Genomic DNA, 24,280 nt, shown 5'->3' on the forward strand with positions numbered 1-24,280 from the left:
CGCGTTGCCATAATTGTGGCGAAATAATGGATATCTGGGTTAAGTATAAAATTGTAATAAAAAGCCCGGCATAAGCCGGGCTCTCGAATTAATATTGTATTGTTCGTATTCGAAGCTTCCTTGCGAAGGCCTCAGCGCTCGATCTCGATCAGGATCTCGTTGCGCTTCATGAAGCCCGGCGTCCAGGGCGGATTGTAGAATGCGTATTCCGGATCGCCCTTCTGGGTCAGGTTGTTGTCCGCCAGATAGTTGTAGAGCGTCATCAACTGCTTGGAGGCGAGCGTCGCATTGAAGTTGCCGCTGAAACGGATCGCTACCGTGCGGCGGGCCGGAACTTCTTTCAGCACGACGTCGCGCTGCTCGGGTTTCGGCAGCGTCGCCATGGTGTGCTTCTTCGGCATGACGAAGCGGATTGCCCAGCCTTTGGTCTTGCCGTCGGAGTCGGCGAGTTGCTGGAGCACCGGCGTGGTCATCTTGATCGACTTGCCACCGCGATTCTTCGCGGCGATGTAATCGTAGAGAGTGTCGAAGCCCGCCCGGCGCGCCTTTTCATGGTAGCCGCTCTTCACTGTCTCGGCGACGATCACTGCGTCATAGTCGCGGATTTCGACGACGCCGTCTTCGCGAACTGCTTCGTAGCCGGGCTCTTCCGCGTGTTCCTGAACCTTCTTGGTCACATAATAGGCGGCGCCGAGGGCGGCGATCGTTCCGCCAGCGACCAGAAGCAGTGTCAGCTCCTTGTCGCGCTCGCTCATCGTTGCCCGGATCTTGTCGATCCCGCGCTGGGATTCCATGCCGCGCTTGAAGCTCTTGGTGCGGGGGAGACGCATGTCGGGAAGCGAATTGTAAAGCGCGGCGAGGGAGCCCCGAGCGCTGTCGTAACCGTCCTCTGACGCATCGCGAAGGACGCGGACCTGTCGCTTGGCTTCGGCCCGCGTCGGCGAGTACCAGCTCGTCATGAAGTCCGGCAGATATCGCTCGGAAAAAGTCGGTTCGTGATGGAAGGGATTGGCCCGGACAAGAGCTCGGCGAGCCCGCTCTGTACGGCTCGGACGCGGATCGTAACGAGCAGCAATATCGTGCTCAATTTCCGACAATCGTTCGCCAATCGAGTGCATGCTATCGGACAATCCGTCCAGTACGGAACGATCGCGGCTCATGGGATACTCCTGCTCGTATTCTCAAGATATCGGCGCGACCACGTGAGCGCACATTACGTGCTCCGCAGCCCGTCTTTCACCGCCAACGTGAAGCGGCTGGACTTGGTTGCGCCGCAACGTCGATTCTCCAGAGAGTAATTGGAAAATTCGGACCGACCGCCAAAACGAGAATGTCAAGCGTCTGACGCTATCCCGAGTGCCAATCCTCTGAAACGCAATAAATTTTTGAAAGCTGTAGCAACTTTGCAGCATATGGCGCATTTTAGGGGATCAGGTTTTTCATGACCTGATACTCCAGCCAAAACTTTAAAGGCGGCTTCGTGCCGCCTCTTTTTTTGTCTAATCGTCACTGTAGATTCCGGTTTGCCTTTGTCTTGGGTCAGTGGCTGCATCGTCTTGGAAGCCCTGAAGTCCCGCGCGCCAGATGACATCCCTCCCGCGATCGATGCCGAGGACGCCAAGCATGACCGATCTTCCAGACTGGTACGACGATCTCGACGGAACGCTCGACAATGCGCTTGCAGAGCTCTCGGCCGCGGTATCCGATCGAGGGCATGGTTTCAGAACGTTTACCCTTGCCTCTATCGGTCCTGAGGGTGCGCCGAGCGCTCGTATCGTCGTCCTTCGTGCCGTTGATGCTCCACGCCGGCAGCTCCGTTTCCATACCGACCTGCGCTCGGAAAAGGTGGATCAGCTGGCCAAGAACGATCTTGTCTCGATGGTTTTCTACGACAAGGCGCGCAAGCTTCAGCTTCGCGTCAATGGTCGTGCAGCGGTAAAATCCATCGCAGAAGGGGATGGCGATGATCTCGCAGCGCAAGCCTTTGCTGCTTCACAACCCATGAGCCGCGAATGCTACCGCGTAGAGCCGGGATCAGGTTCGATCATCGATGCGCCGGATGGCTACTCACATGCCGCGGTCTCCGATCGCGAGGATGGTGACGTCTTAACCGATCCGGGCGCCGAGCACTTCGCCGCCGTGGTCGTCACTTTCGATGTGATCGAGGTTCTTTATCTTGCGGCCGAAGGCCATCGCCGTTCGCGGTTCGAATGGAGCGATGGCGGTGCTTTCCAGGGTGTCTGGCTCACGCCTTGAGGATCAGGCTCGCTCTCATCCTTTCGAGGCGGCAAAACCGCGTTCGAGATCGGCCTTGAGATCCGCGACATCTTCCAGCCCGATCTGAAGACGCAGAAGCGGTCCTTCCGTCGGGCCTTTCGCGATCGTACGGTCGAACAGATCGACGAGGACGGCAAGGCTTTCATGGCCGCCCCAGGAATAGCCGAGGCCAAAGATGGACAGTGCGTCGAGGAAGCGCCTTGCCGCCGCCGCATCGCCGTTAAGAACGAAGCTGAAAAGGCCTGAGGACCCCGAGAACTGCCTCTTGAAAGCGTCGTGATCGGAAAAGGAGGGAAGCGCCGGATGGAGAACGGAAACGACCTCCTCTCGATTTTCCAGCCATGCCGCGATGTCGAGAGCGGCCTGTTCTTGATGGCGCAGGCGGACGCCGAGCGTCTTCATGCCGCGCAGGACGAGCGATACGTCGTCGGGATTGGCGTTAATGCCCAGTGCCGTCTGGGTCTTCAGAAGCTGGTCCCAGGTCTTCTCGTTCGCCGAAACGGAGCCCATCAAGAGATCGGAATGGCCGCCGGGATATTTCGTCAGCGCATGGATCGACATGTCGACCCCGTGCTCGAGGGGCCGGAAGAACAGAGGCGTCGCCCAGGTATTGTCGAGCATCGTGACCGCGCCGCCAGCATGGGCGGCATCGCATATCGCGCGAACGTCCTGGATCTCGAATGTATTCGAGCCCGGCGCTTCGAGAAAGACGATCGAAGTCTCGGGCCGCATCAGATCGGCGATGCCGGCGCCGATATAGGGATCGTAATATTCGACCGTGACGTTCATGCGCTTCAGCACCTGGTGACAGAAACGACGTGTCGGGGAATAGACTGAATCGACCACGAGGACGTGGTCTCCGGCCGAGACGAAGGCGAGGAGCGGCAATGTGACCGCCGCGAGCCCAGAGGGCACAAGTGCCGTGCCGTATGCGCATTCGAGCTCGCTCAGCTGGTCTTCGAGGACCTTCGTTGTCGGCGTGCCGGCGAGGCCGTAGGAATATTTGAGGTTTTTCCGGTCCGCCATCGCGGCCGTCGATTCGAACAGCACCGTCGAGCCGCGCACGATTGGCGGATTGACGAAACCGTGCATCGTCATCGGGTCGTAGGGTGGGTGAACGAGACGGGTGCCGATTCTGGGGGAGGTCGGTTCGTTTTTATTGTCTTCGCTCAAACTCGGGAACTTTCTGCAACTTATAGTGGATTGGATGGCGATTCGCTGTCTATCGCAGTGCGAAATTTTATGCAGCAGCTTGACCTGCATAAATCTTTGCCATGACATGGGCGCCGGACGATGGCTCCAATTTGGGGCGGCGCTCGCAATCGGCCAACCGCCGGTGAGGGACGACCGTCAGGACTGGATGCCATCGAACACCGAACGGGTCGATCGAGGCTCGATGAATAAAACCGAACAGGGAAACCCAAATGAACATCAAATTCCTGACTGCGGCCCTCGGACTGTCCGTCGCGGCATTCGCGACCTCCGGCGCCCAGGCTCAGACCGCCGATACCGTCAAAGAGCGCGGATCGCTGCGCTGCGGCGTGAACACCGGCCTGCCGGGCTTTGCCTCGCAGAATGACCAGGGCGAATGGCAGGGTCTCGACGTCGACTATTGCCGTGCCGTTGCAACCGCCGTTCTCGGCGATCCGCAGGCCGTCACTTTCTCGCCGCTCTCGGCCGTGCAGCGCTTCCCGGCACTGCAGAACAACGAGATCGATCTTCTGGCCCGTAACACGACCTGGACGATGGACCGCGACACCGCGCTCGGCCTCGATTTCGCAGGCGTCAACTACTATGACGGCCAGGGCTTCATGGTGAAGAACGACCTCGGCGTGAATTCTGCGCTCGAGCTGTCCGGCGCGACCGTCTGCGTCCAGTCCGGTACGACCACCGAGCTCAACCTCGCCGACTATTTCGAAGCCAACGACATGGATTACAATCCGGTCGTCATCGAATCCCAGTCGGACGTCAACTCGGCCTATGATTCCGGCCGCTGCGACGTCTTGACGACGGACGCCTCGGGTCTCGCCGCGTCGCGTCTCGAGATGAGCAATCCCGACAACCACACCATCCTGCCGGAGATCATCTCGAAGGAGCCGCTCGGGCCGGTCGTACGCCAGGGCGACGATCAGTGGGGCGACATCGTCTCCTGGACCCATTTCGCGCTTCTGAACGCGGAAGAGCTGGGTGTCACGCAGGCCAATGTCGAGGAGATGAAGAACTCCGAGAATCCGGACATCCGCCGTCTTCTCGGCCAGGACTCCAACTTTGGCGAGCCGCTCGGCCTGCCGCAGGACTGGGCCGCTCAGGTCATCTCCGCCGTTGGCAACTATGGAGAAATCTTCGAGCGCAATATCGGCGTCAATACGCCGTTGAAGATCCAGCGCGGCCAGAACGCGCTCTGGACCGACGGTGGCCTGCAATACGGTATGCCGGTTCGCTAAGGCCGATAGTGGAATAGCGGACGCTTTCGCGACCGCACCCGCCTGAAGGCATTAAGAAAGCGGGATCGGCCGGCATCGGCCGGTCCCGCCCTGACAAATCAAAAATATAAAAGCCCTTACCCGAAGAGGTTTGAATGGCTACGGATATCGAGACGTCCGGTGGCGCGCGTGCGTCATCTTCGTCGTCTTCGTCAGGATTGTTGAACAATCCGGTCTTCCGGTCGATCGCGATCCAGGCGACGTTGATCATCGGGCTCGCCCTGTTTGTCTGGTGGCTGGTCGACAACACCGCCCGCAACCTTGCCCAGGCCAACATCGCTTCCGGCTTCGGCTTTCTTGGCGACCGGGCTGGTTTCGACATCGGGCAAACCCCGATCGAATATTCGAATTCCTCGACCTACGGCCACGCGTTGATCGTCGGCCTCGTCAACACGCTGATAGTGGCAGGCGCCGGCATCATCTTCGCGACCTTAGTCGGTTTCATCATCGGCATTGGCCGGCTCTCTCAGAACTTCCTAGTCCGGCTGCTTTCGACGGTCTATGTCGAGATTTTTCGCAACATTCCACCGCTGCTGGTCATCCTGTTCTGGTATTTCGGTGTGATCTCGGCGCTCGGAAGTCCGCGCGGCATCTCCGAGAATCCCTTCGGCTTCTACCTCACCAATCGCGGTCTTCAGACGCCGAGCTTTGCGTTCGAGGTGCTTGCATGGGCGAGCTTTGTCGTCTTCGCCATTGCCGTTGTTGCCGCCATCGTGCTCGCCCGGCGCAACAAGAAGCATCAGCTGAAGACCGGCGACCGTAAGCCCACGCTGTGGCCGGTTCTGGGCCTCGTCATCGGCCTGCCTCTGATTGCTTTCCTCGTCACCGGCATGCCGGCCACGATCGAAGTGCCAACCCCCGGCACATTCAACCTTCAGGGCGGCTTCCAGATGAAGCCCGAATTCGTGGCGCTCTTTCTCGCCTTGTCGCTCTACACGGCGGCCTTCATCGCGGAGATCGTGCGTGCCGGTATCATGTCGGTCTCCAAGGGGCAGACTGAAGCATCCTCGGCGCTCGGTTTGCGGCGCGGTTTGACGCTCCGGCTGGTGATCGTGCCACAGGCCTTCCGGGTCATCATCCCGCCGCTGACCAGCCAGTATCTAAACCTCATCAAGAACTCCTCGCTGGGCCTTGCCATCGGCTACCCGGAGCTCTTTGCCATCGGAACCACGGTTCTGAACCAGTCGGGCCAGTCGATCGAAATCATCGTCATCTGCATGGGGATCTATCTCACGATCAGCATCGTGGTCTCGATCTTCATGAACTGGTTCAATTCCAAAATGGCCTTGGCCGAGCGGTAGGGAGCCCGATCCATGCAGGAACATGCCAACGCCTACGTTGCGACCGAAGAGCTGCCGCAGCGTCCGCCGCCTGAAAGCGATGCCGGTCCGATCGCTGTCCTTCGGAAGAACCTTTTCGCGACGCCCACCGATGCCATACTGACCATCGCCTGCGGCAGCTTCATCGCCTGGGCGGTGTGGAATCTCTTCAATTTCGTCTGGCTCGACGCCGTGTTCGAAGGGGCCAGCCGTGAGGCCTGCCTCGTCGAGGGTGGTGGCCATGGTGGGGCCTGTTGGGCCTTCGTAGAGGCGAAATTCGGCCAGTTCATCTACGGCACCTATCCCACCGCCGAGCGCTGGCGGGTCGATACCGTGTTCGTGCTTCTCGCGCTTCTCGTCGCCGGCCTTCTGATCCCGAGCGTGCCCTATAAGCGGATCAATGCGATCCTGCTCTTCGCGGTCTTTCCGGTCGTCACGCTGGTGCTTCTGACAGGCGGCGAGTTCGATCTTGCCGGCGGCGCGATCGCACTCATCTTCGTGCTGGCGGCTGCCGCCACCCTGAGTGCGGTGGGTTCGGTGCCCCGCATCAGCTTTTCCCGGCTCGATATGCGGATCGCGATCTGGCTCCTTCTCGGCGCCCTTGTGCTGATGTTGCTCGCGGTCGTGTTCGGGACGGCCGAGTTCGAGATCATCGGCTTCTCCTTCAGCCTGCTGACTGTGCTCGCTTTCGTCGCCGCGCTCGGCGCCATCGCTATCGCGGTGAAGGTCGGTCTCGGCTCAGGGCAGACGACGATCAAGAGCGTGGTGACGCCGGCCGTCATCGCGGTCCTCTTCATCTTCGCCATGACGGCCGATTTCGACCTGCGTTACGTGCCGACCAATCTTTGGGGCGGACTGATGCTGACGCTCGTCGTCGCTCTGTCGGGTATTGCCGCGTCCCTGCCGTTCGGTGTGCTTCTCGCCCTCGGGCGGCGTTCGCAAATGCCTGCGGTCAAGCTGATCTGCGTCATCTTCATCGAATTCTGGCGCGGCGTTCCGCTGATCACCGTCCTCTTCATGGCGACTTTCATGCTGCCCCTCTTCATGCCGGAGGGCGTGAACTTCAACTCGCTTCTGAGAGCTCTTGTCGGCGTTGCCCTGTTCGCTTCCGCCTACATGGCCGAGGTTATCCGCGGCGGCCTGCAAGCGATTCCAAAGGGTCAGTATGAGGGTGCCGATGCCATGGCGCTCAGCTATTGGCAGAAGACGCGGCTGGTCATCCTGCCGCAGGCCCTGAAAATCGTCATTCCCGGCATCGTCAACACCTTCATCGGGCTCTTCAAGGACACCTCGCTCGTTTACATCATCGGCCTGGCGGACCTCCTTGGCACGGTGAAGCGTGGGTTTGCCGATCCCAACTGGATCACGCCGACGACGCCTGCGACCGGGCTGCTCTTCGCCGCCTTTGTCTACTGGTGCTTCTGCTTCGGCATGTCTCGCTATTCGATCTTCGTCGAGCGTCGCCTCGACACCGGACATAAATGATAAGGACCGACCACCCATGTCGATGACACAAGAATCAGCGCCGGCTCCAACGAAGAAGCTGGAGATTTCCGACGAGGTCGCGGTGGAGATGGACCACGTCAATAAGTGGTACGGAGAGTTCCACGTGTTGCGCGACATCAATCTGACCGTCCACAAGGGCGAGCGGATCGTGATCTGCGGCCCATCCGGCTCCGGTAAATCCACGATGATACGCTGCATCAACCGGCTGGAGGAGCACCAGAAGGGTCACATCGTAGTCGATGGGATCGAACTCACCGGCGATCTCAAGAAGATCGACGAGGTGCGCCGCGAGGTCGGCATGGTGTTCCAGCACTTCAACCTCTTTCCGCACCTGACGATCATGGAGAACTGCACGCTCGCGCCGATCTGGGTTCGCAAGATGCCCAAGAAGAAGGCCGAGGAGATCGCGATGCACTATCTTGAGCGCGTCAAGATTCCGGAGCAGGCGAACAAGTATCCCGGCCAGCTCTCCGGCGGTCAGCAGCAGCGCGTTGCTATCGCGCGGTCCCTCTGCATGAACCCGCGCATCATGCTCTTCGACGAGCCCACCTCCGCGCTCGATCCGGAGATGATCAAGGAAGTGCTGGATGTCATGGTGGGGCTCGCCGAAGAGGGTATGACCATGCTCTGCGTCACCCACGAGATGGGCTTTGCCCGCTCGGTTGCGAACCGGGTGATCTTTATGGATCGGGGGCAGATCGTCGAACAGAACGAACCACAGGCCTTCTTCGAGAACCCGCAACACGAGCGCACAAAGCTGTTCCTTTCGCAGATTCTGCATTGATATCGTCACGCGCTGCCATGTCAGCAGACGCCAAGGCGATACGATTTTGTTCCGCTGGCAAACGGTCGGCTTGACGAGCCAGATTGACGGCTCATCTCGCCGGAACGCTCGATCACGTTTCGCGTTACCAGTCGGGACGCCGTATGAGCACGGGTTGCCCTGCTCAAGGACATGGCTTTGGCAAAAAAAGAAGAAAAAGCGGCTAGCGACAATTCGAGTTCCGCTACTGCAATCGGGCTTGTCACACGGCAATCGGTGGAGGTCGGCCCACGCTGGGCCGTGATCGGCATCTTTTTCATGATGCTGTTCGGCGGGCTCTATCTGACGGCGAGCTTCGTCCTGCCAGTCATCATCGCGGTTCTTTTCGCGCTCGTGATGAGCCCGATCGTGCGGTTTCTTCGGCGCAGGCTTAAGATCTGGGAGCCGGTCTCGGCATTCTTCCTCGTCATCGGATCGCTGACGTTTCTCACGCTCGGTTTCTACATGCTGAGCGATCCGATCACGAATATCATCACGAATGCGCCCGAATATGCACGGGCCGTGGATCGGGAAATCCGCACCGTCCAGGCCCGTTTTGAGCGTTTGCAAGAGGCGAGCGAGAATGTGGGCCAGGGAGACGGCAGCGATAGCTCCAGTGAGCTTCCGCCTTCGCCATTCGCGCAGCCTACGCAACCGGAAGATGACGGCCCGGAAGAGGTCGTCGTAAAAAATCCGGGTCTCATCGACAATGCGACCGACGAGCTACCGACGATTCTCGCGTCCATCGTTTTCGCTCTGGTCTTCCTGTTCTTCCTGCTCGCATCGGGTGACATGTTCTATGCCAAGCTGGTGCGGCTGATGCCGACGCTGTCAGACAAGAAACGCGCCCTTCATATCGCCCACGATATCGAGCGCGAACTGTCGCGCTACTTCCTGACGATCACGATCATCAACACCGGCCTCGGTCTCGCTGTGGGAACCGGGCTCTGGTATATCGGCATGCCGAGCCCCGTCGTTTTCGGCGCGCTTGCGACACTGCTCAACTTCATCCCCTATCTCGGGGCGCTCTTCGGCATGGCGCTCGTCGGCGTCATCGCGCTCGCCGAATTTGGAAATCTCGCGGGCGCGGCCGGCCCAGTGCTCATCTATCTCGCCGCCACGACAATCGAGGGACAGTTCGTGACGCCGCTGATCGTCGGACGCAGGCTGCAGATGAATGCTGCGGCAGTGTTTCTGTCGGTTGCCTTCTGGGGCTGGATCTGGGGCGTCCTTGGTATGTTCCTCGCCGTGCCGCTGATGGTCGCGATCAAGGTCTTCGGGACCTATACGGAAGCGCTTTCGACCTTCGGCGCCTTCCTTTCCGGCGAAGATACGCCCGACGACGACGATTAAGCTGTATTCTTTGAAGGAAAAAAAAACCGGGCTTTGGGCCCGGTTCTCATGAATTCTTCAGTGGGTCGTTCGGATGTCGCTCCGAAACCGGATGTTTCTCAGAGAACACCCACGACCATCGCCCCGATGAAGGCGAACGCGGCACATACCATCAGCAAGTTGAATGAACGCATGACTTCCATGTGTCTGTCTCCTTCTCCGGCGTAGCGCCACTTCTCTGGAGAGAGAAACGGCGGGCACGCCCGAATATCCACCGGCCGGACTCGTCATGGAGCCCATAATGATCGGCAGGTATCGGTAAGATTGGTCGAAGGGGCCGGGGCGTACAAGAGGGTTTTAATGCTGCAGTGCACTCGCTAGAGCGCAAGACGCCGTAGCGGCACTGATGCGAACCCGCCCACAAGGGCGCTTGCGCCATTTCGCAAACGCACATCAAAACTTTGAATGGAAACTTCTCTGATAAATCTATGCCTTGGAAATAGCTTCTTCCAAGGTAGCCGCGATTGCCAGCGCGCGGGCATCTCGCCCGAAACGAGCTATGATCGATATCCCCAACGGCAGACCGCTTGACGTAGCAAGACCGGGAACGTTGACGACTGGATTACCTGTGAGCGTCCAGAGCTTCGAGATTGTCGGGTCACCCGTGGACGAGAGCCCCTCGGGCGCCGGGCCATATGCGGAAGGCGCAATAATGGCATCGACGCTTTCGAAGAGTCCGTTGGCCGCCTTGCGCGCGACCCGTGCCGCCCGGCGTGCCGTGTCGTATTCCTCGGGCGTGACAGCGACGCCATCGTCGAGGATCGCCTTCACTTTCGGCCCGATACGCGCGCCCGCGCTTCGATGTTCGTGCATGAGCGCCCGGCTCGCCTCGTAACCCTGGATCGCCATATGCGCGTCCCGGCCTTCTTCGAGGGCGCCCGGCTCTTCCATCTCGATGATACGCGCGCCGGCTTTCTCGGCAATATCGCGAATTCGCTCGAGCGCCTCGACCATGGACGGCTCGATGTGATGGTCGAGCGTCGTGCGATAAAATCCGAGTGTCAAATTGGAGAGCGTTTCCGCTTCCCCGATACGCAATGCCCGGCCCGTGAGAAGATCGGCGAACATCGCGACATCCCGAACACTTGCGGCGAAGAGCCCGGCTGTATCGAGAGACCAGGCAAAGGTTTTCATCCCGACTGTCGGCAAAAGGCGGAAGCTCGGCTTGAAGCCGGCGATACCGCAATAGGCGGCCGGTCGCACCACCGAGGCACCGGTCTGTGAGCCGTAGCTGGCGGCGCAGAATCCGGCGGCGATCGCAGCGGCAGAACCCGAAGACGAGCCGCCCGGGGTGTGACCGGGAGCGGCCGGATTCTTCGTGTCGGTCGGATCGAGCGAGGCGAGCTCCGTGGTCACGGTCTTGCCCATGATCGTCGCGCCCTGCGTCCTGGCCATGGCCACCAGCGATGCGTCGAACCGGGGTTGATGGCCGGCATAGAGTGAAGAGCCCATCTCCGTCGGCATGTCGGCTGTATCGAAGATATCCTTTATGCCAATCGGGATGCCGGCGAGCGGGCCTTCGGGAGCGTCGCCCTTATCTTCGGAAAGACATGCGAACGCGCCGATATCACCGTCGCGCGAAACGATCCGGGAGCGGCTCTCGGCGACGACATCAGCCGGAGCGAGCGATCCCTGACCAATCGCTTCGAGAATTTCGCAGACGCCTAGGCGGTCGCGGTCGAGAACGGATGGTGACATTGGGCACTCCTGCGGACATCGTCTTGCCAAGAGGCCATAGAGTAAGGCTACAAACTCTAGAAGCCAGCCGGACACCAGACCTCATCCGCGATACGCAACGTCCGCCGGAGATCCGAAAACCTCCGGCGAACGTCATCACCACACTCGACTGCGCCCCGCAGATGAGTGTGGTGTCGTTCGACCGAGAGGGTCACGGCCAAACGTCTCTATGATCTCGAAGGGTCTTGATTCCCCGCCTGGTGCGTCGAACCCGCGCTCGATGGCCATGTCCGTCTGAACATGCCGTCGTCTTCAGTTTCGCGTTCTGAGCTCTCGCCCCAAAATAGTAAGTTCCATGTATGGAGTGGTCGCCGTATATTCAATTCTCGTTATGTATAATTTTTTGAGCCGCGCGGTTCGGTCGCGGTAGTCCGTATTTTGAATATTATCGTACGAAGCTGACGTTCCGAGGCGTATGCTCGAGGACCCAGGCAACGCAGGCATCGACGCTTTCGAGCGTGAACTGCACGCCTCGAAGGACCGGGCGTACGATCATCACGACCGGGATGCCAAGCGTTTTGGCGGCCTCGATCTTGGCGTAGGAGCGCTCCCCACCGGAGTTACGGCACACGAGATGTGTGATGCGGTGAGCACGGAACAGATTGGCTTCGGCCTTGGCGCTTGCTCCCGGCCGTCCGCGAATTATCTCGGCCGGAATATCGAGCGGCAAATCCGGCGGCTCGATCATGCGTAGAACCGGCTTGAGATCGTACCGGCCGGCGAATGGGCTCAGATGTTGCCGCCCGAGCGCGATGAAAGGGTGTGATCCTGAGGGGAGGGCGGATGCCGCTTCCATCTCGTCCGCGACGATGAGCCATTGGTCGCCCGTTTTTTGCTTCCATGGCGGGCGGAGCAATTTCGCATGAGGCACGTCGGCCATGTGCGCCGCGTTCACTGCATTCTCGGCAATCTGCCTCGCGAAGGGATGGGTCGCATCGATGAGGACTGTAATCCTCTCCGCCTTCAGATAGGTCGCAAGACCTTCTGCCCCGCCGAAGCCGCCGCTGCGAACGGCGACGACATCCGGCAGCTCTGGATCACGGGTTCGCCCCGCCAGGGAGAGGATGATATCGAGATGTGGTGCCTGCGTAACAAGCTGGCTGGCGAGTGTGTTGGCTTCGCTTGTTCCCCCCAGGATAAGGACGCGGCAGCTCTTTTCATCGAACATGGGTGATCACCGTGCCAGCCCTATCGACCACGATCACATCGATCGCGATCGGCACTGCTAGGCAGAGCCGTTCGGCGGTTCGTTTCGCTGCCACGCCGACGCGGCGCGCGAGATCGAAATCTTCGGCCATCGCCAGCGAAAGCGCATGACCGGCCGTATTGGCTGAGCCAATCTCTTTAGCGAGGCTGTGATGTCCGGCCTTTTCGGCAAGGTCCTTCAGAAACGCGAAATCGACCTGACTGCGGCCCGAATGAAGGTCCATCGCGCCTTGGGCAAGTTTGGTGAGCTTGGCGAAACCGCCGGCGATCGTCAGGCGCTCGACGGGATGGGTCCGCAGATATTTGACGAGACCGCCCGCGAAGTCCCCCATGTCGAGAAAAGCGAGATCGGGCAGGTCCGGATAGACGCTGCGCGCCGCCGCCTCGCTCGCCGATCCCGTGGGACCGACGAGGTGTTCTATACCAGCGGCGCGGGCGACATCGACGCCGCGATGGATCGCGTGGATCCAGGAGGCGCAGGAAAACGGATGGACGATGCCGGTGGTGCCGAGGATCGAGAGCCCGCCGACGATTCCGAGGCGCGGATTCCACGTTTTCTCGGCTAGTTGTTCGCCATCCGGGATCGCGATCGTGATCTCCACGCCGCAATCGCGATCGTGGATCGCGCGCAACTCATCGACGACTTCGCGCATCATCGAGCGTGGCACGGGATTGATCGCGGGCTCGCCCACTCCGATCGGCAGCCCATCGCGCGTCACGGTTCCGACGCCGTCTCCCGCGCGGAACACGATGTCCGGCGGCCCGTCGAGCAGCCGCACGGTCACGATGATCTCGGAGAGATGGGTGACATCTGGGTCGTCGCCGGCATCCTTGATGATGCTCGCCGTCGCCGTCTTCCCGGAAAGTTCTTGTCGGCAGAGCGCGAAGGCTGGCGTCTCGCCCTTCGGAAGGCGGATCGTGACCGGGTCGGGGAAATCGCCGGTGAAGAGCGCGCTCAAGGCAGCTTTTGTGGCGGCGGTGGCACAGGCACCCGTCGTCCAGCCGCGCCTGAGGCCGGTGGTTCCGTCTTTCCTGCTCGCCTCGTTCCGTTCGTCGCTCATGGCGCTGTTATAGGCATCCGTGCAGCTTGCGAAAATCTCATGCGAAGCAAAGGCCGAACAGGGCTGCGATCTCGGTGAGTTGCTGAACAGCGCCGAGCGTATCGCCGGTCTGGCCTCCGAGGCGGCGCTTGAGCCACCACCGAAAGCCGGCGAATGTCAGGGTTCCAAAGGCGAGGGCGAGCAGTGCAATGCCGATGCTGAAGCCGAACCCTGTGAGACAGACGAAGATCGCGCCACCGATTGCGAGCGCGATCCATGCGTCGTGCCTGTCCGGCCGACCGACACTCTCCGCAAGCCCGCCGGCATCGGCCGTCGGCAGGCTCGCCCAGAGGAGAGCCATGAACCCGCGGCTTAGGGCGGCCGCGCCGAGCGCGCCGAGCGCTGCCGTGAGCGGGGAGAAGGCAATCAGTTCGGCGAAGATTGCGATCCGCGCTGCCGCCGAGATGATAAGCGCAAGCGCACCATAGGTGCCGACGCGGCTATCCTTCATCACTTCGACCGCCCGCTCTCGCGGGAGGTGACCGAAAAGCCCGTCCGCGACATCGCCAAGCCCGTCCTCGTGCAGAGCCCCCGTCATCAAGACCGCCGCCGCGACCGCTATGACCGCGATGAGGAGCGGCGACAGGCTGAATTGCGGAATGAGAAAGAGGACGAGCGCCGATGGAGCCGCGGCGATCAGACCGGCAACCGGAAAAGCGGTGACGTCCTTCCCAAGGGGATGAGGACCGTCGTCGAAGGCGGAGGCGACCGGCGGCAAGCGCGTCAGGAATGCGAGCGATCGAAGGAGGCGTTTGACGGGGTCCGGCATGGGCTCGCGCAGTTGGGGCGGGATGGCCCCAATCTCTCGCAGGCTTGGCACGGGCGGGCAAGCGGGCGATGCGATGCCGGTCGGGCCGGTGTCATCTGCCGCTTTCAGCTGAGCACTACCAGCGCAACAACCGCCGGCCGATCAGAGCCCCTGTCGCGACGAGGATCGCGCTCGCGATCGGATACCATGTCGCGACGAAGAGGGGCGAGTCGTCGGTACAGTGGGCTGCATAGAAGAATGCCCCGATGGCGGCGGCCGCCAGACCACAGAGCGCGCCTTGCAGCGTGGGGCGCAGAGGTGCTCGCTTTGAGGATGCGTAGAGGAACAGGCCCAGCGGAACGATGCCGAAGAGCGGGATCGTGGTGAGGCAAGAGGCAAAATTCGTACCGACCATCCGTGATTCCCATAACCCTTGAGGAATCGTCGCAAGCTCGGCGATCACCGAAGCACAGAGCATGAGCAGCGGAACGCTTAGGAACGCCAGCTTGCGCTTGTCACCAGTCGGACGTGCGAGCTCCTTAAGGGCAAGAAGCGCCGTGCCGGCGAATATCGCCGTCAGCAGGAACTTGAAGTTGAAGCGCACTGTCTCCAGCGCGGAGAAGAAGTCGGGCCGCACGCCGATCGTCGCGACCATCGCAAGAGCGGTGGCCACGATCCCGCCGAGCGCTGCAAGCGGCCAGCCCAGGACTGCGAGTCGGGGATTTTCGGCGGCTTCCGCCTGAAGCTGTGATATGAGTTGATCGGTTTGCATCGGCTACGATCCGTCGCGCTCGGAAAGAATCTTGAGGCCGCGATGGAAGGCCACCCGCACCGCGCCGCGGCTGATTTCCAGGCGTTCTGCCGTTTCCTCAATACTGCGCCCCTCAATGGAGATCGCCGTCACCACTTCCCGCGTGCGGCCATCCAGCGTATCGACCGCCTTCTTCACATCGAGCGCAACGAGGCCGGTCTCGTCAGGTTCGATCGCCATCGCATCGACATGATCGGAGATGTCGACCTCGATCCGCTTTCCGTGCTTTCGGAAGGCATCGATCGCCTTGTAGCGCGCGATCGCAAAGAGCCAGGGTTCGACCGGCTCGTCAGTCCGCCAGGTATGTCGTTTGGCGTGGACCGCCATCAATATCTCCTGAACCAGGTCCTCTGCATCGAAGCCCGGCAGCCCCGGCGGCAGCTTGCGGGCGCAAAAGCCGCGCAGGAGCCGTGCAGCGCTTTCCAGAAATTGGCCGTAAGAGCGATTGTGTCCTGAGAGGCCCGCCCGAAGAAGGTCAGACATCTCGCTCAGCGCCCCGGTCGTTGCGGACTTCACGATAATGCTTTCGGTCGGGAAGGGATCATCGTTACGCGGCCCCTGGCGAAAAATTCGAACGGACGGTGTGAAAGAAATTGCGGCCGGCCTGAAGTTCGAGGATGCTTTTCCCTACACCAGTTCGGCCGATTCCGCATCCATCATGCTCGGTGTCACACCGTCGCTCAAAATCGGGATGACCGTTTTACTGCTCCGTGATATGTCGATTGCCATGACGTTCGTGCCCGATCTTTCCACGCTGTTCACCTTCTTTCTCGCCGCGATCGTCCTCACGATTACGCCGGGACCGGATATGACTCTGTTTGTGGGGCGGACACTATCTCAGGGTCGGGCGGCCGGCATGGCGTCGATGCTGGGCGCGGCGAGCGGCATTCTCGTCCACACCTCGCTTGCGGCCTTCGGCATTTCCGCTCTCATCGCGGCTTCGCCCGAGGCGTTCTTCGTCCTCAAATTATTCGGCGCTGCCTATCTCGTCTTTCTCGCCGCGCAGGCGATCTTTTCCGGCTCGGCGCTCAGCCTGAAGACGGGCGAGCGAAAGAAGGCGAAGTCCCTCTTCAGTCACTGGCTGACGGGTATCGGCATCAATCTGCTCAACCCGAAGATCATCCTGTTCTTCGTGACCTTCCTGCCGCAATTCGTCTCTGCCTCCGACCCGCACGCAGCCGGAAAGCTCGTCTTTCTCGGCGTTTTCTTCATCGTCGTCGCCGTGCCCTTGAGCGTGCCGATGATTCTGGCGGCCGAGTCGCTTTCCGAGATGCTGATGCGAAAGCCGAAGGTAACGCGCGCGATCGACTGGCTCTTCGCCGGGGTTTTTTCGGCCTTCGCGGTGAGAATTCTCCTTGCTCAGGGCAAGTAGCTTCCACCCGGAAAACCGCCCTTGCACCGCGCCGGAAAAGGATTTATCTCGGACCCCGATCGCGGGAAACGCTCCCGCCCGTGCGGTTGTAGCTCAGTTGGTTAGAGCGTCGGATTGTGGCTCCGAAGGTCGCTGGTTCAACTCCAGCCAACCGTACCATTCACTTTTCGCAGGAAACTTAGTGAGTTGAGGCTTTCGCCATAGGCGCGCGCCGTGGTTTTTACGCCGCATCCACGATGCCGCGGCTGTTCTTGATTTGCGAGGGTTTCCCGGTACTGTCGGCAGTTCTATGCGATATGGAATGGAACATGTCGCGGCACGGGAAGGGACGCCCGCAATGAACCGCAAACTTCGCTTTATGCTGTGGAACGCGCTGATAGCCGGCTTAGCCGTGTTGGCCTTCATTGTTTTCTATCAGACTCTGCTATGACTCAGTGAATTGCCCAGCGCCTTCTATCGGCCCTCGCAGGATCACCAGAATCAGCGTGTCGGCCTCCATGGCACGCGGAAACGTCCAACACGCTATCTTTTTGATGATAAGGGTGATCGGCCTCGCGATCGCACGGTTCTTCTGTGGAGTAAGACGGCCGATGAGGAACATTGCCGATGCCGATGGGGGCGTTAGGTCTCATGGAGGCGACGGCATTCAAGCAGCGCAATGACAGGATAGTTTCCGATGGCAGAGAACACCAAGACTGAAACTGTCACGAGGACCGGTCCAACGGCTCCGTCGAACCTTCACGATGGTATGCCGATCGCCGACAAACGGGTCGGCTTCGGGAAGGGCGCAGGCAAGTGGCTTCTGGTTTTCTGCGTTGCTATCGTTGGTGCCCTGCTGCTGTTCGGCGGAATTTTCTGAACGACGAGAGCGACCCGCCTGTGATCCGACGAAGGCCTATGCGGGCATCCTTATCTATTCACGCCTTATAGTGCGTTATTCGTCTCTCCGCTGAAATTGCAGCAGAGCGCTGAGGCCGAAAGGGTTTGATAAGTAATGTCCGGATCGACGAAGCTCTTGATAGCCCGAGAGCAGAAGCCGGCGCGGAACAGGCAAGGTAGGTGCTTGCGAGAATTGCCTGTTTGGGTGCGGTTAACCTGAGCCTAACCATTTGCGGCCGCTGATCTGAACTTTCGAGCGCGTGTTCGCTTATCGCGATGAAGCTCTCGAAGGAACCAGCCCATGCAAGGCAAATCACTCTTACAACAGCTCGAAGACCATGGGATCGGCCTCCTCCCGATGCTGAAAGAGATCGACAGCGCCGAGGTGCGCCACGCGATCCGCGAGTTCATATCGACGGTTCAAGCCGTCCGCCTCCTCACCGAAAAATTTGGTACGGACGAGCCGTCTTCGTTGTCAGATGCAGCGGAGACATCTGAGACGACTGCGGACGTCGCCTAGCGAACGGATTAACCCGCTGAATATCAACTGTTTACATTTGTCGCGCAATGTCGCTGGCGGCCTCATGTAAATAGCGAGTTGAACGGAATGACCCAGCACATCGGCGACCTTGTCGTCTCAGGCGAGATCGAGCAGTCGGGGCAGGTAACTGGCACGACCTATGTTCGCTCTGGCGGACGTATTGTCGCTCACGGCCAGCTTCTGGGAGGTTTGGTTATCGAGAAAGGGGGAGCCGCAATTCTCCACGGGCAAAGCGCGCGGAACGTCGTCAATCACGGCCACTTGCTTCTGTTCGGTCAGATTGCCGGTCAGCTGATAGGCTCTTCCCCGCTGAATTCGCTTGAGCGTGGCCAGATCATGGGGCGCGATCTGGAGCTCCCGGCGGGAATGCACCAGACCGCCTGATTGTCACGTGTCGCACGACGCCCGGCAATGGGTGTGCGGCAGTCGAGCATCATTGCCCTTTGCATTGGTGTCTTGCCATCGATGGTTCCCTCGGTTTCATAAGTCTGTCAGCCGGTTCGCGTAGCGCTCCGCGGCGCTTCAATCGAATCGAGGACGGCCGTCAGTGGCAACGCACGAAACCAGCAGCGAGACACTTCCCTTTCCGCGTCGGCGCAAGCGGCTTGCCGGTCTCGTCATCGTCGGCGGTATTGGCTTCGGCGCGCTTCATCCCGATACGATTCCGGTGCTCATCGTCTTCGTTGCGGCGATCCTCGCACTCCTCTTTTGGCCATCGAAGAGAACGCGGAACCCGGCGCCGCAGACGGAGACACGGCCGGAGCGGGATCGGCTGGATGCCGGCGCGGAGGCGGTGGTCGAAGCGCTCGCCGAGCCGGCTCTCGTCGTCGACCGCGAGTTGACGCTCACCTACCAGAACCCGGCATCCGTCGCGCCGCTCGGCCGTCTGCAACTCGGCGAGCCGATCCATCTGCGGTTCCGTGCGCCTCACGTTCTCTCCGCGATCGACGATGCGATTGCGAGTGGCCGGCGCACCGCGACCGCGCTCGACGAGCGTCGCGGTGCAGACCGCAGCTTCCAGATCGAAGTGCTTCCGGTCCCAAGCCGAGACGGCGGCGAGCCGTCAGTCTTCCTCGTCATCTTCTACGACCGCACGGTCGCGCGGCAGACAGAGCGGATCCGGACCGATTTCGTCGCCAATGCGAGCCACGAACTGCGCACCCCGCTCGCCTCGCTTACCGGCTTCATCGAGACCTTGCAGGGTCCGGCGCAGAACGACGCGGAGGCGCGCGAGAAGTTTCTAGCCATCATGCGCGATCAGGCAGGCCGCATGTCGCGGCTGATCGACGATCTTCTTTCTCTCTCGCGAATCGAGATGAAGCGGCACCTGCCGGTTAGCCAGCCGGTGGAGCTCGGCGAGATCCTGCGCAAGGTGGCAGATCAACTCGCCCCTCTGGCGGATGACATGGGAATCGCCATCGAGACCGACATCGGCGAGGAGCCGGTGCGAGTCGCCGGTGAACCCGACGAGCTGATGCAGGTCTTTTCGAACCTTCTCGAAAACGCCTGCAAATACGGCCGGGAAGGCGAGCGCGTCGTACTTCGCCTCAAAACCGGCGAGGAGCGCGGTCGGCCAATCGCCGACGCCACCGTGGTCGATTTCGGCCCCGGCATCGCGGCCGAACATCTGCCGCGTCTTACAGAACGGTTTTATCGGGTCGACGTCGGCAGTTCGCGCGCGATGAAGGGGACCGGCCTCGGCCTTGCAATCGTTCGCAACATTCTCCTGCGTCACAAGGCCCGGCTGATGGTCGAGTCTGAGGTCGGGGAGGGCGCAAGTTTCACGGCACGATTCCAGAGATTGTCGGAAAGATCGATCGTATCCTGAAAAGCGAATGCAATACAAAAGCTTAGGGTGTCATAAAAGCGTAGTTCAACTGTCATATATCGTTCGCGGAAACTCGTTAGGCATAGGCCGAATTCGGGGCTCTGGCACTGCAGCATGAGGCTGCGAAGGGCACCGCTTTCCCCCTTCAAACTCCACCAAGGAGAACTCCCCCGTGAACACCAAGCTTTTCACCAGCCTGATGGTTGGCACCTCGCTCGCATTCGCTGCTCCGGCTCTCGCCCAGTCGAACAAAGCCGTGCAGGTCGCCGGCTCCTCGACCGTGCTTCCCTACGCCCAGATCGTCGCCGAGAACTATGGCGAAGTCTTCCCGGACTATCCGACCCCGGTCGTCGAGTCGGGCGGTTCCTCGGCTGGTCTGAAGCAGTTCTGCCAGGGCGTCGGTCCGGACACGATCGACATCGCGAACGCGTCTCGCCAGATCCGCGACTCGGAAGTCCAGGCCTGCAACGATGCCGGCGTCACCGAGATCAGCGAGATCAAGTTCGGCTATGACGGTATCGTCTTCGCCTCGGCCGCCTCGGGCGCATCCTTCGCGCTGACCCCGGAAATGGTCTACAAGGCCATGGCCGCGCAGGTCCCGCAGGACGGTGAGATGGGCGCGAACGCCTATGCCAACTGGTCCGATGTCGATGCCTCGCTTCCCGATCAGGAGATCGCGGCCTTCATTCCGGCCTCGAACCACGGCACCCGCGAAGTCTTCGAAGAAAAGCTCCTGCTTCAGGGTTGTGAAGACTCCGGCGCCATGAAGATGATGATGGACGGCGGTATGGACGAGGACGGTGCGGAAGACGCCTGCATGCAGGTCCGCAACGACGGTTCGATCGGTGAAATCTCCGGCGACTACACCGAGACGCTCGCCCGCATCGATGCCAACCCGCAGGCGGTCGGCGTGTTCGGTCTGGCCTTCTACGAGCAGAACCAGGACAAGCTGCAGGTCGCGACCGTCAACGAAGTTACCCCTTCGGCCGAGACGATCGCTTCCGGCGAGTATCCGGTTTCGCGCCCGCTGTTCTTCTACGTTAAGCGCGCCCATCTCGGCGTCGTTCCGGGCCTTCAGGAATATGTCGAGTTCTTCCTGAACGAGCAGATGACCGGCGAAGGCTCACCGACGGTCGAATACGGCCTCGTCCCGCTTTCCGCTGACGAGCGCCAGACGCAAATGGACCAGTTCGAGAGCGGCGAGAGCGTCTCCGTCTCGGGTTAAGCGGCCCACCGCGTGGAGGCGCCGTTCCGTTTGGCGCCTCCGTCTTGCCTTATGAGCATAAACCCGGCAGCCATCTCGATGCGAAGCCGGGTTTATTTAAAGGGCGCCGTCCATTGCGGCGACGAGGCCCGGCAGGCTCCGTTCGACAGCGAACGTGACGCTGACTAGCCGATCCGCAACTTTTTCAGAAAGCGGACACCGTGTCGACAAGCTTCATCATCCTCGCCGTTCTGTTGATCGGCGCGATCGGTGCGTTCTTTGCCTATCGGCGTGCGAGCGAACTGAGAGCCGAGAAGGGCGCCAAGCCCCATTCGCGTCCGGTCTATCACGCGAGCTACGTCCTCTCATGGGCCTGGGTGCCGTCGCTTCTGCTGCTCGCTACCTGGTTGATCGCTTCGCCGATCCTCAACGAAATCCAGGTCCGCAGCTCGTTTCCCGAAGGCGCCGTTGCCGAAGCCGGTCTCACCGACGATCTTGCCTCGGGCATCGTTGAATCTATCGGGGCGGGTCTGCGCGCCCTGCCAGATGACGAGCGTGGAGAGATCAGCGAGACGACCAGGATCGAAGAAGCGCTGCCGCTGTTCCGCGACTATGGCATCCCGATTGCCTCGGCGAGCCAGGACTGGATGCTGCCGATCGCCATCCAGAGTAATTCCTTTGGTGCAATCAGCCGCTGGCTGATGACGGTCGCCGTCCTTCTCCTCGCAATGGGAGGCGCCTTTTACGGTTACCGTAATATCCGCACGCGTCTTCGTGCGCGCAACAAAGTCGAGACGGTCATCAATGCGGCGCTGATCGCAGCTTCCTCGATCGCGATCATGACGACCGTCGGCATCATCTTTTCCATGCTTTTCGAGAGTGCCGACTTCTTCTCCCGCGTCAACGCATGGGAGTTCTTCTTCGGCACCACCTGGGAGCCCCGTTTCAGCGCGGCCGGTTCCGGCGGCGAGACCGGCCAGTTCGGCCTCATCCCGCTTCTTGCCGGCACGCTCTATATCGGCGCGGTCGCCATGGCCGTCGCCGTCCCGATCGGGCTCTTCGCCGCCATCTACATGGCCGAATATGCCGACAACCGGACGCGCTCCGTCGCCAAGCCCCTGCTCGAAGTTCTCGCCGGTATCCCGACCATCGTTTACGGCTTCTTCGCGCTCGTCACCGTCGGTCCGTTCTTTCGCGATCTGTCAGCCCAGATTTCGGGGCTCCTGACCGGTGATTATTCCGCCTTCATTCAGGCCCAGAGCGTGCTGACGGCGGGCTGCGTCATGGGCATCATGCTGATCCCCTTTGTCTCCTCGCTGTCGGACGACATCATCACATCGGTGCCGCGCTCGCTGCGCGACGGCTCCCTCGGCCTCGGCGCGACGCGCTCGGAAACGATCAAGCGGGTGATCCTGCCGGCGGCGCTGCCAGGCATCGTCTCGGCGCTGCTACTAACGGCCTCTCGCGCCATCGGCGAGACGATGATCGTCGTTCTCGCGGCCGGCGTCGCGGCAAACCTCACCATCAATCCATTCGAGGCGATGACCACGATCACGGTCAAGATCGTCCAGCAGCTGACGGGCGACCTCGAATTCACCTCGCCCCAGACGCTGGTCGCCTTCGCGCTCGGCATCACGCTCTTCGTGATCACGCTCTGCCTCAACGTCTACGCGCTTTACATCGTGCGGAAGTACAAGGAACAGTACGAATGACCGACGCGACCGCGAACGGCATTTCCGATCGGTCCGAGGCCGCAACCGGCCGCCGCGACATCGGCATCAAGAAGCGATACGCCGCCGAACGTCGATTCAAGGCCTATGGCATGATCGCCATCGGACTCGGCGTCGCCTTCCTCTTCATCCTTCTGTGGAGCGTCGTCTCGAAAGGCTACACGGCGTTCTGGCAGAGCGAGATCGAGGTTCCGATCACGTTCTCCGAAGAGGTCCTCGGAACGGTGGAGGATGGCGCGAAAAACCAGTCCAAGCTGATGATGGCGAACTATCCCCAGCTTGCCCGTGACGGCCTCATCCAACTGCTCGACATCGATCCGGAGAACAAGGAAGCGGTGAGCGCGGCCAGTGCTCTCGTCTCACAGGGCGTCCGCGTCGAATTGCGCGACATGGTGCTGAACGACCTGTCGATCATCGGCAACACCGAGGATGTCTGGCTCTATGCGAGCTCCGAGTTGGACAGCGCCCTCAAAGGCTCCTACGACCTCACGGTCGAGGAAAGCCGCCGCCCGATCAGCGATCTCCAGCTCGAATATATCGAGCGCCTGGAAGAGATCGGCGCGCTGGAACAGAACTTCAACTGGGGCCTCTTCACCTTCGGCGCCTCTTCGCGGGCCGAGACGGCGGGCCTTGGCGTCGCGATCATCGGCTCGGCCTATATGATGCTGATCGTGCTGGCGCTGGCATTGCCGATCGGCGTCGCGGCCTCGATCTATCTCGAAGAGTTCGCGCCGAAGAACAGGTTCACCGATCTCATCGAGGTGAACATCAACAACCTCGCGGCCGTCCCCTCGATTGTCTTCGGTATTCTCGGCCTCGCCGTCTTCATCAACTGGTTCGGCCTGCCGCGTTCGGCGGCGGTCGTCGGCGGACTGGTGCTGACGCTCATGACGTTGCCGACGATCATCATCGCGACGCGGGCAGCCCTTCGCGCTGTGCCACCCTCGATCCGCTGGGCGGCGCTCGGCCTCGGTGCCTCGAAGACGCAGACCGTGTTCCATCACGTCCTGCCGCTCGCAGCGCCCGGTATTCTCACGGGCACGATCATCGGCCTGGCCCAGGCGCTGGGCGAAACCGCTCCTTTGCTTCTCATCGGCATGGTCGCCTTCGTGGCCGACTATCCGCAGACGCCGATGGACTCGGCGACGGCACTGCCGGTCCAGATCTACATGTGGGCGAACGAGGCCGAGCGCGCCTTCCAGGAGCGGACCTCGGGCGCAATCATGATACTCCTCGGCTTCCTCGCCCTGATGAACCTGACGGCGATCTTCCTTCGCCGCCGCTTTGAACGCCGGTGGTAGGCTCGTTAAAGGGACAAGACCAAATGGATATGTCGAGAGCGATT

General features: G+C 60.9%; 22 protein-coding genes and 1 tRNA gene. 15 read left to right on the top strand and 8 right to left on the bottom strand.

The window, feature by feature from the left end:
- Positions 1 to 131: 131 nt before the first annotated feature.
- Positions 132 to 1,160 carry an SOUL family heme-binding protein gene (locus ABRA89_RS16635; RefSeq protein ID WP_349942618.1) on the bottom strand — a complete coding sequence of 343 codons (1,029 nt, stop codon included), beginning with the start codon at positions 1,158 to 1,160 and terminating at the stop codon, positions 132 to 134.
- Positions 1,161 to 1,623: 463 nt separating this feature from the next.
- Here ABRA89_RS16635 and ABRA89_RS16640 point away from each other — a divergent pair, with 463 nt between their 5' ends.
- Positions 1,624 to 2,256: a pyridoxamine 5'-phosphate oxidase family protein gene (locus tag ABRA89_RS16640; protein ID WP_349942619.1), complete on the top strand. Its 633-nt coding sequence runs from the start codon at positions 1,624 to 1,626 to the stop codon at positions 2,254 to 2,256.
- A 15-nt stretch (positions 2,257 to 2,271) separates the two neighbouring features.
- On the opposite strand, the gene metC is transcribed toward ABRA89_RS16640, so the two are convergent.
- A complete protein-coding gene (gene metC, locus ABRA89_RS16645; protein ID WP_463671307.1) occupies positions 2,272 to 3,450 on the bottom strand; it encodes a cystathionine beta-lyase in 1,179 nt (392 codons plus the stop codon).
- A gap of 251 nt (positions 3,451 to 3,701) precedes the next feature.
- Here metC and ABRA89_RS16650 point away from each other — a divergent pair, with 251 nt between their 5' ends.
- From ABRA89_RS16650 to ABRA89_RS16670, 5 genes are all read left to right on the top strand, one after another.
- On the top strand, positions 3,702 to 4,721 hold the full coding sequence (locus ABRA89_RS16650) for an amino acid ABC transporter substrate-binding protein (protein WP_349942620.1): 1,020 nt from the start codon (positions 3,702 to 3,704) through the stop codon (positions 4,719 to 4,721).
- Between the two features lie 134 nt (positions 4,722 to 4,855).
- Positions 4,856 to 6,061, top strand: coding sequence for an amino acid ABC transporter permease (locus ABRA89_RS16655; RefSeq protein ID WP_349942621.1), 1,206 nt, complete (start codon positions 4,856 to 4,858; stop codon positions 6,059 to 6,061).
- Positions 6,062 to 6,073: 12 nt separating this feature from the next.
- The gene (locus ABRA89_RS16660) at positions 6,074 to 7,564 is read left to right on the top strand and encodes an amino acid ABC transporter permease (RefSeq protein WP_349942622.1); all 1,491 of its coding nucleotides are present in this window, start codon (positions 6,074 to 6,076) and stop codon (positions 7,562 to 7,564) included.
- Positions 7,565 to 7,586: 22 nt separating this feature from the next.
- A complete protein-coding gene (locus ABRA89_RS16665) occupies positions 7,587 to 8,369 on the top strand; it encodes an amino acid ABC transporter ATP-binding protein (RefSeq protein ID WP_349942664.1) in 783 nt (260 codons plus the stop codon).
- 171 nt (positions 8,370 to 8,540) lie between these two features.
- Positions 8,541 to 9,740, top strand: coding sequence for an AI-2E family transporter (locus tag ABRA89_RS16670; RefSeq protein ID WP_349942623.1), 1,200 nt, complete (start codon positions 8,541 to 8,543; stop codon positions 9,738 to 9,740).
- A 465-nt stretch (positions 9,741 to 10,205) separates the two neighbouring features.
- On the opposite strand, the gene ABRA89_RS16675 is transcribed toward ABRA89_RS16670, so the two are convergent.
- The 6 genes from ABRA89_RS16675 to ABRA89_RS16700 form a co-directional block, all read right to left on the bottom strand.
- Positions 10,206 to 11,477 (bottom strand): amidase, encoded by a 1,272-nt coding sequence (locus tag ABRA89_RS16675; protein WP_349942624.1) that lies wholly within the window; start codon positions 11,475 to 11,477, stop codon positions 10,206 to 10,208.
- 424 nt (positions 11,478 to 11,901) lie between these two features.
- The gene (locus tag ABRA89_RS16680; protein ID WP_349942625.1) at positions 11,902 to 12,684 is read right to left on the bottom strand and encodes a cobalt-precorrin-6A reductase; all 783 of its coding nucleotides are present in this window, start codon (positions 12,682 to 12,684) and stop codon (positions 11,902 to 11,904) included.
- Entirely contained in the window at positions 12,674 to 13,783 is a 1,110-nt protein-coding gene (locus ABRA89_RS16685) for a cobalt-precorrin-5B (C(1))-methyltransferase (RefSeq protein WP_349942626.1), read from the bottom strand. The genes ABRA89_RS16680 and ABRA89_RS16685 overlap by 11 nt, the downstream gene beginning before the upstream one ends.
- A 37-nt stretch (positions 13,784 to 13,820) precedes the next feature.
- Positions 13,821 to 14,591 (bottom strand): adenosylcobinamide-GDP ribazoletransferase, encoded by a 771-nt coding sequence (gene cobS, locus ABRA89_RS16690; protein ID WP_349942627.1) that lies wholly within the window; start codon positions 14,589 to 14,591, stop codon positions 13,821 to 13,823.
- Positions 14,592 to 14,706: 115 nt separating this feature from the next.
- On the bottom strand, positions 14,707 to 15,342 hold the full coding sequence (locus tag ABRA89_RS16695) for an NrsF family protein (protein ID WP_349942628.1): 636 nt from the start codon (positions 15,340 to 15,342) through the stop codon (positions 14,707 to 14,709).
- 3 nt (positions 15,343 to 15,345) lie between these two features.
- Positions 15,346 to 15,897, bottom strand: coding sequence for a sigma-70 family RNA polymerase sigma factor (locus ABRA89_RS16700; RefSeq protein WP_349942629.1), 552 nt, complete (start codon positions 15,895 to 15,897; stop codon positions 15,346 to 15,348).
- 211 nt (positions 15,898 to 16,108) lie between these two features.
- On the opposite strand from ABRA89_RS16700, the gene ABRA89_RS16705 reads away from it, so the two are divergent.
- The 9 genes from ABRA89_RS16705 to pstA all read left to right on the top strand — a co-directional run bounded on the left by ABRA89_RS16705 (position 16,109) and on the right by pstA (position 24,236).
- Positions 16,109 to 16,753 (top strand): LysE family translocator, encoded by a 645-nt coding sequence (locus tag ABRA89_RS16705; RefSeq protein WP_349942665.1) that lies wholly within the window; start codon positions 16,109 to 16,111, stop codon positions 16,751 to 16,753.
- 82 nt (positions 16,754 to 16,835) lie between these two features.
- A tRNA-His gene (locus ABRA89_RS16710) sits at positions 16,836 to 16,912 on the top strand.
- A 517-nt stretch (positions 16,913 to 17,429) separates the two neighbouring features.
- Positions 17,430 to 17,612, top strand: coding sequence for a hypothetical protein (locus tag ABRA89_RS16715; RefSeq protein ID WP_349942630.1), 183 nt, complete (start codon positions 17,430 to 17,432; stop codon positions 17,610 to 17,612).
- A 321-nt stretch (positions 17,613 to 17,933) separates the two neighbouring features.
- Positions 17,934 to 18,152 carry a hypothetical protein gene (locus ABRA89_RS16720; RefSeq protein WP_349942631.1) on the top strand — a complete coding sequence of 73 codons (219 nt, stop codon included), beginning with the start codon at positions 17,934 to 17,936 and terminating at the stop codon, positions 18,150 to 18,152.
- Positions 18,153 to 18,239: 87 nt separating this feature from the next.
- Entirely contained in the window at positions 18,240 to 18,557 is a 318-nt protein-coding gene (locus ABRA89_RS16725) for a hypothetical protein (protein WP_349942632.1), read from the top strand.
- Positions 18,558 to 18,720: 163 nt separating this feature from the next.
- Entirely contained in the window at positions 18,721 to 20,001 is a 1,281-nt protein-coding gene (locus ABRA89_RS16730) for an ATP-binding protein (RefSeq protein WP_349942633.1), read from the top strand.
- Between the two features lie 199 nt (positions 20,002 to 20,200).
- The gene (locus ABRA89_RS16735; protein ID WP_349942666.1) at positions 20,201 to 21,226 is read left to right on the top strand and encodes a PstS family phosphate ABC transporter substrate-binding protein; all 1,026 of its coding nucleotides are present in this window, start codon (positions 20,201 to 20,203) and stop codon (positions 21,224 to 21,226) included.
- A gap of 200 nt (positions 21,227 to 21,426) precedes the next feature.
- Positions 21,427 to 22,917, top strand: coding sequence for a phosphate ABC transporter permease subunit PstC (pstC, locus tag ABRA89_RS16740; RefSeq protein WP_349942634.1), 1,491 nt, complete (start codon positions 21,427 to 21,429; stop codon positions 22,915 to 22,917).
- Positions 22,914 to 24,236 (top strand): phosphate ABC transporter permease PstA, encoded by a 1,323-nt coding sequence (pstA, locus tag ABRA89_RS16745; protein ID WP_349942635.1) that lies wholly within the window; start codon positions 22,914 to 22,916, stop codon positions 24,234 to 24,236. The genes pstC and pstA overlap by 4 nt, the downstream gene beginning before the upstream one ends.
- Positions 24,237 to 24,280: the final 44 nt, after the last annotated feature.

The sequence above is a fragment of the Fulvimarina thalattae genome (assembly GCF_040239565.1).
In the GTDB taxonomy this organism is placed as follows: Bacteria; Pseudomonadota; Alphaproteobacteria; order Rhizobiales; family Rhizobiaceae; genus Fulvimarina.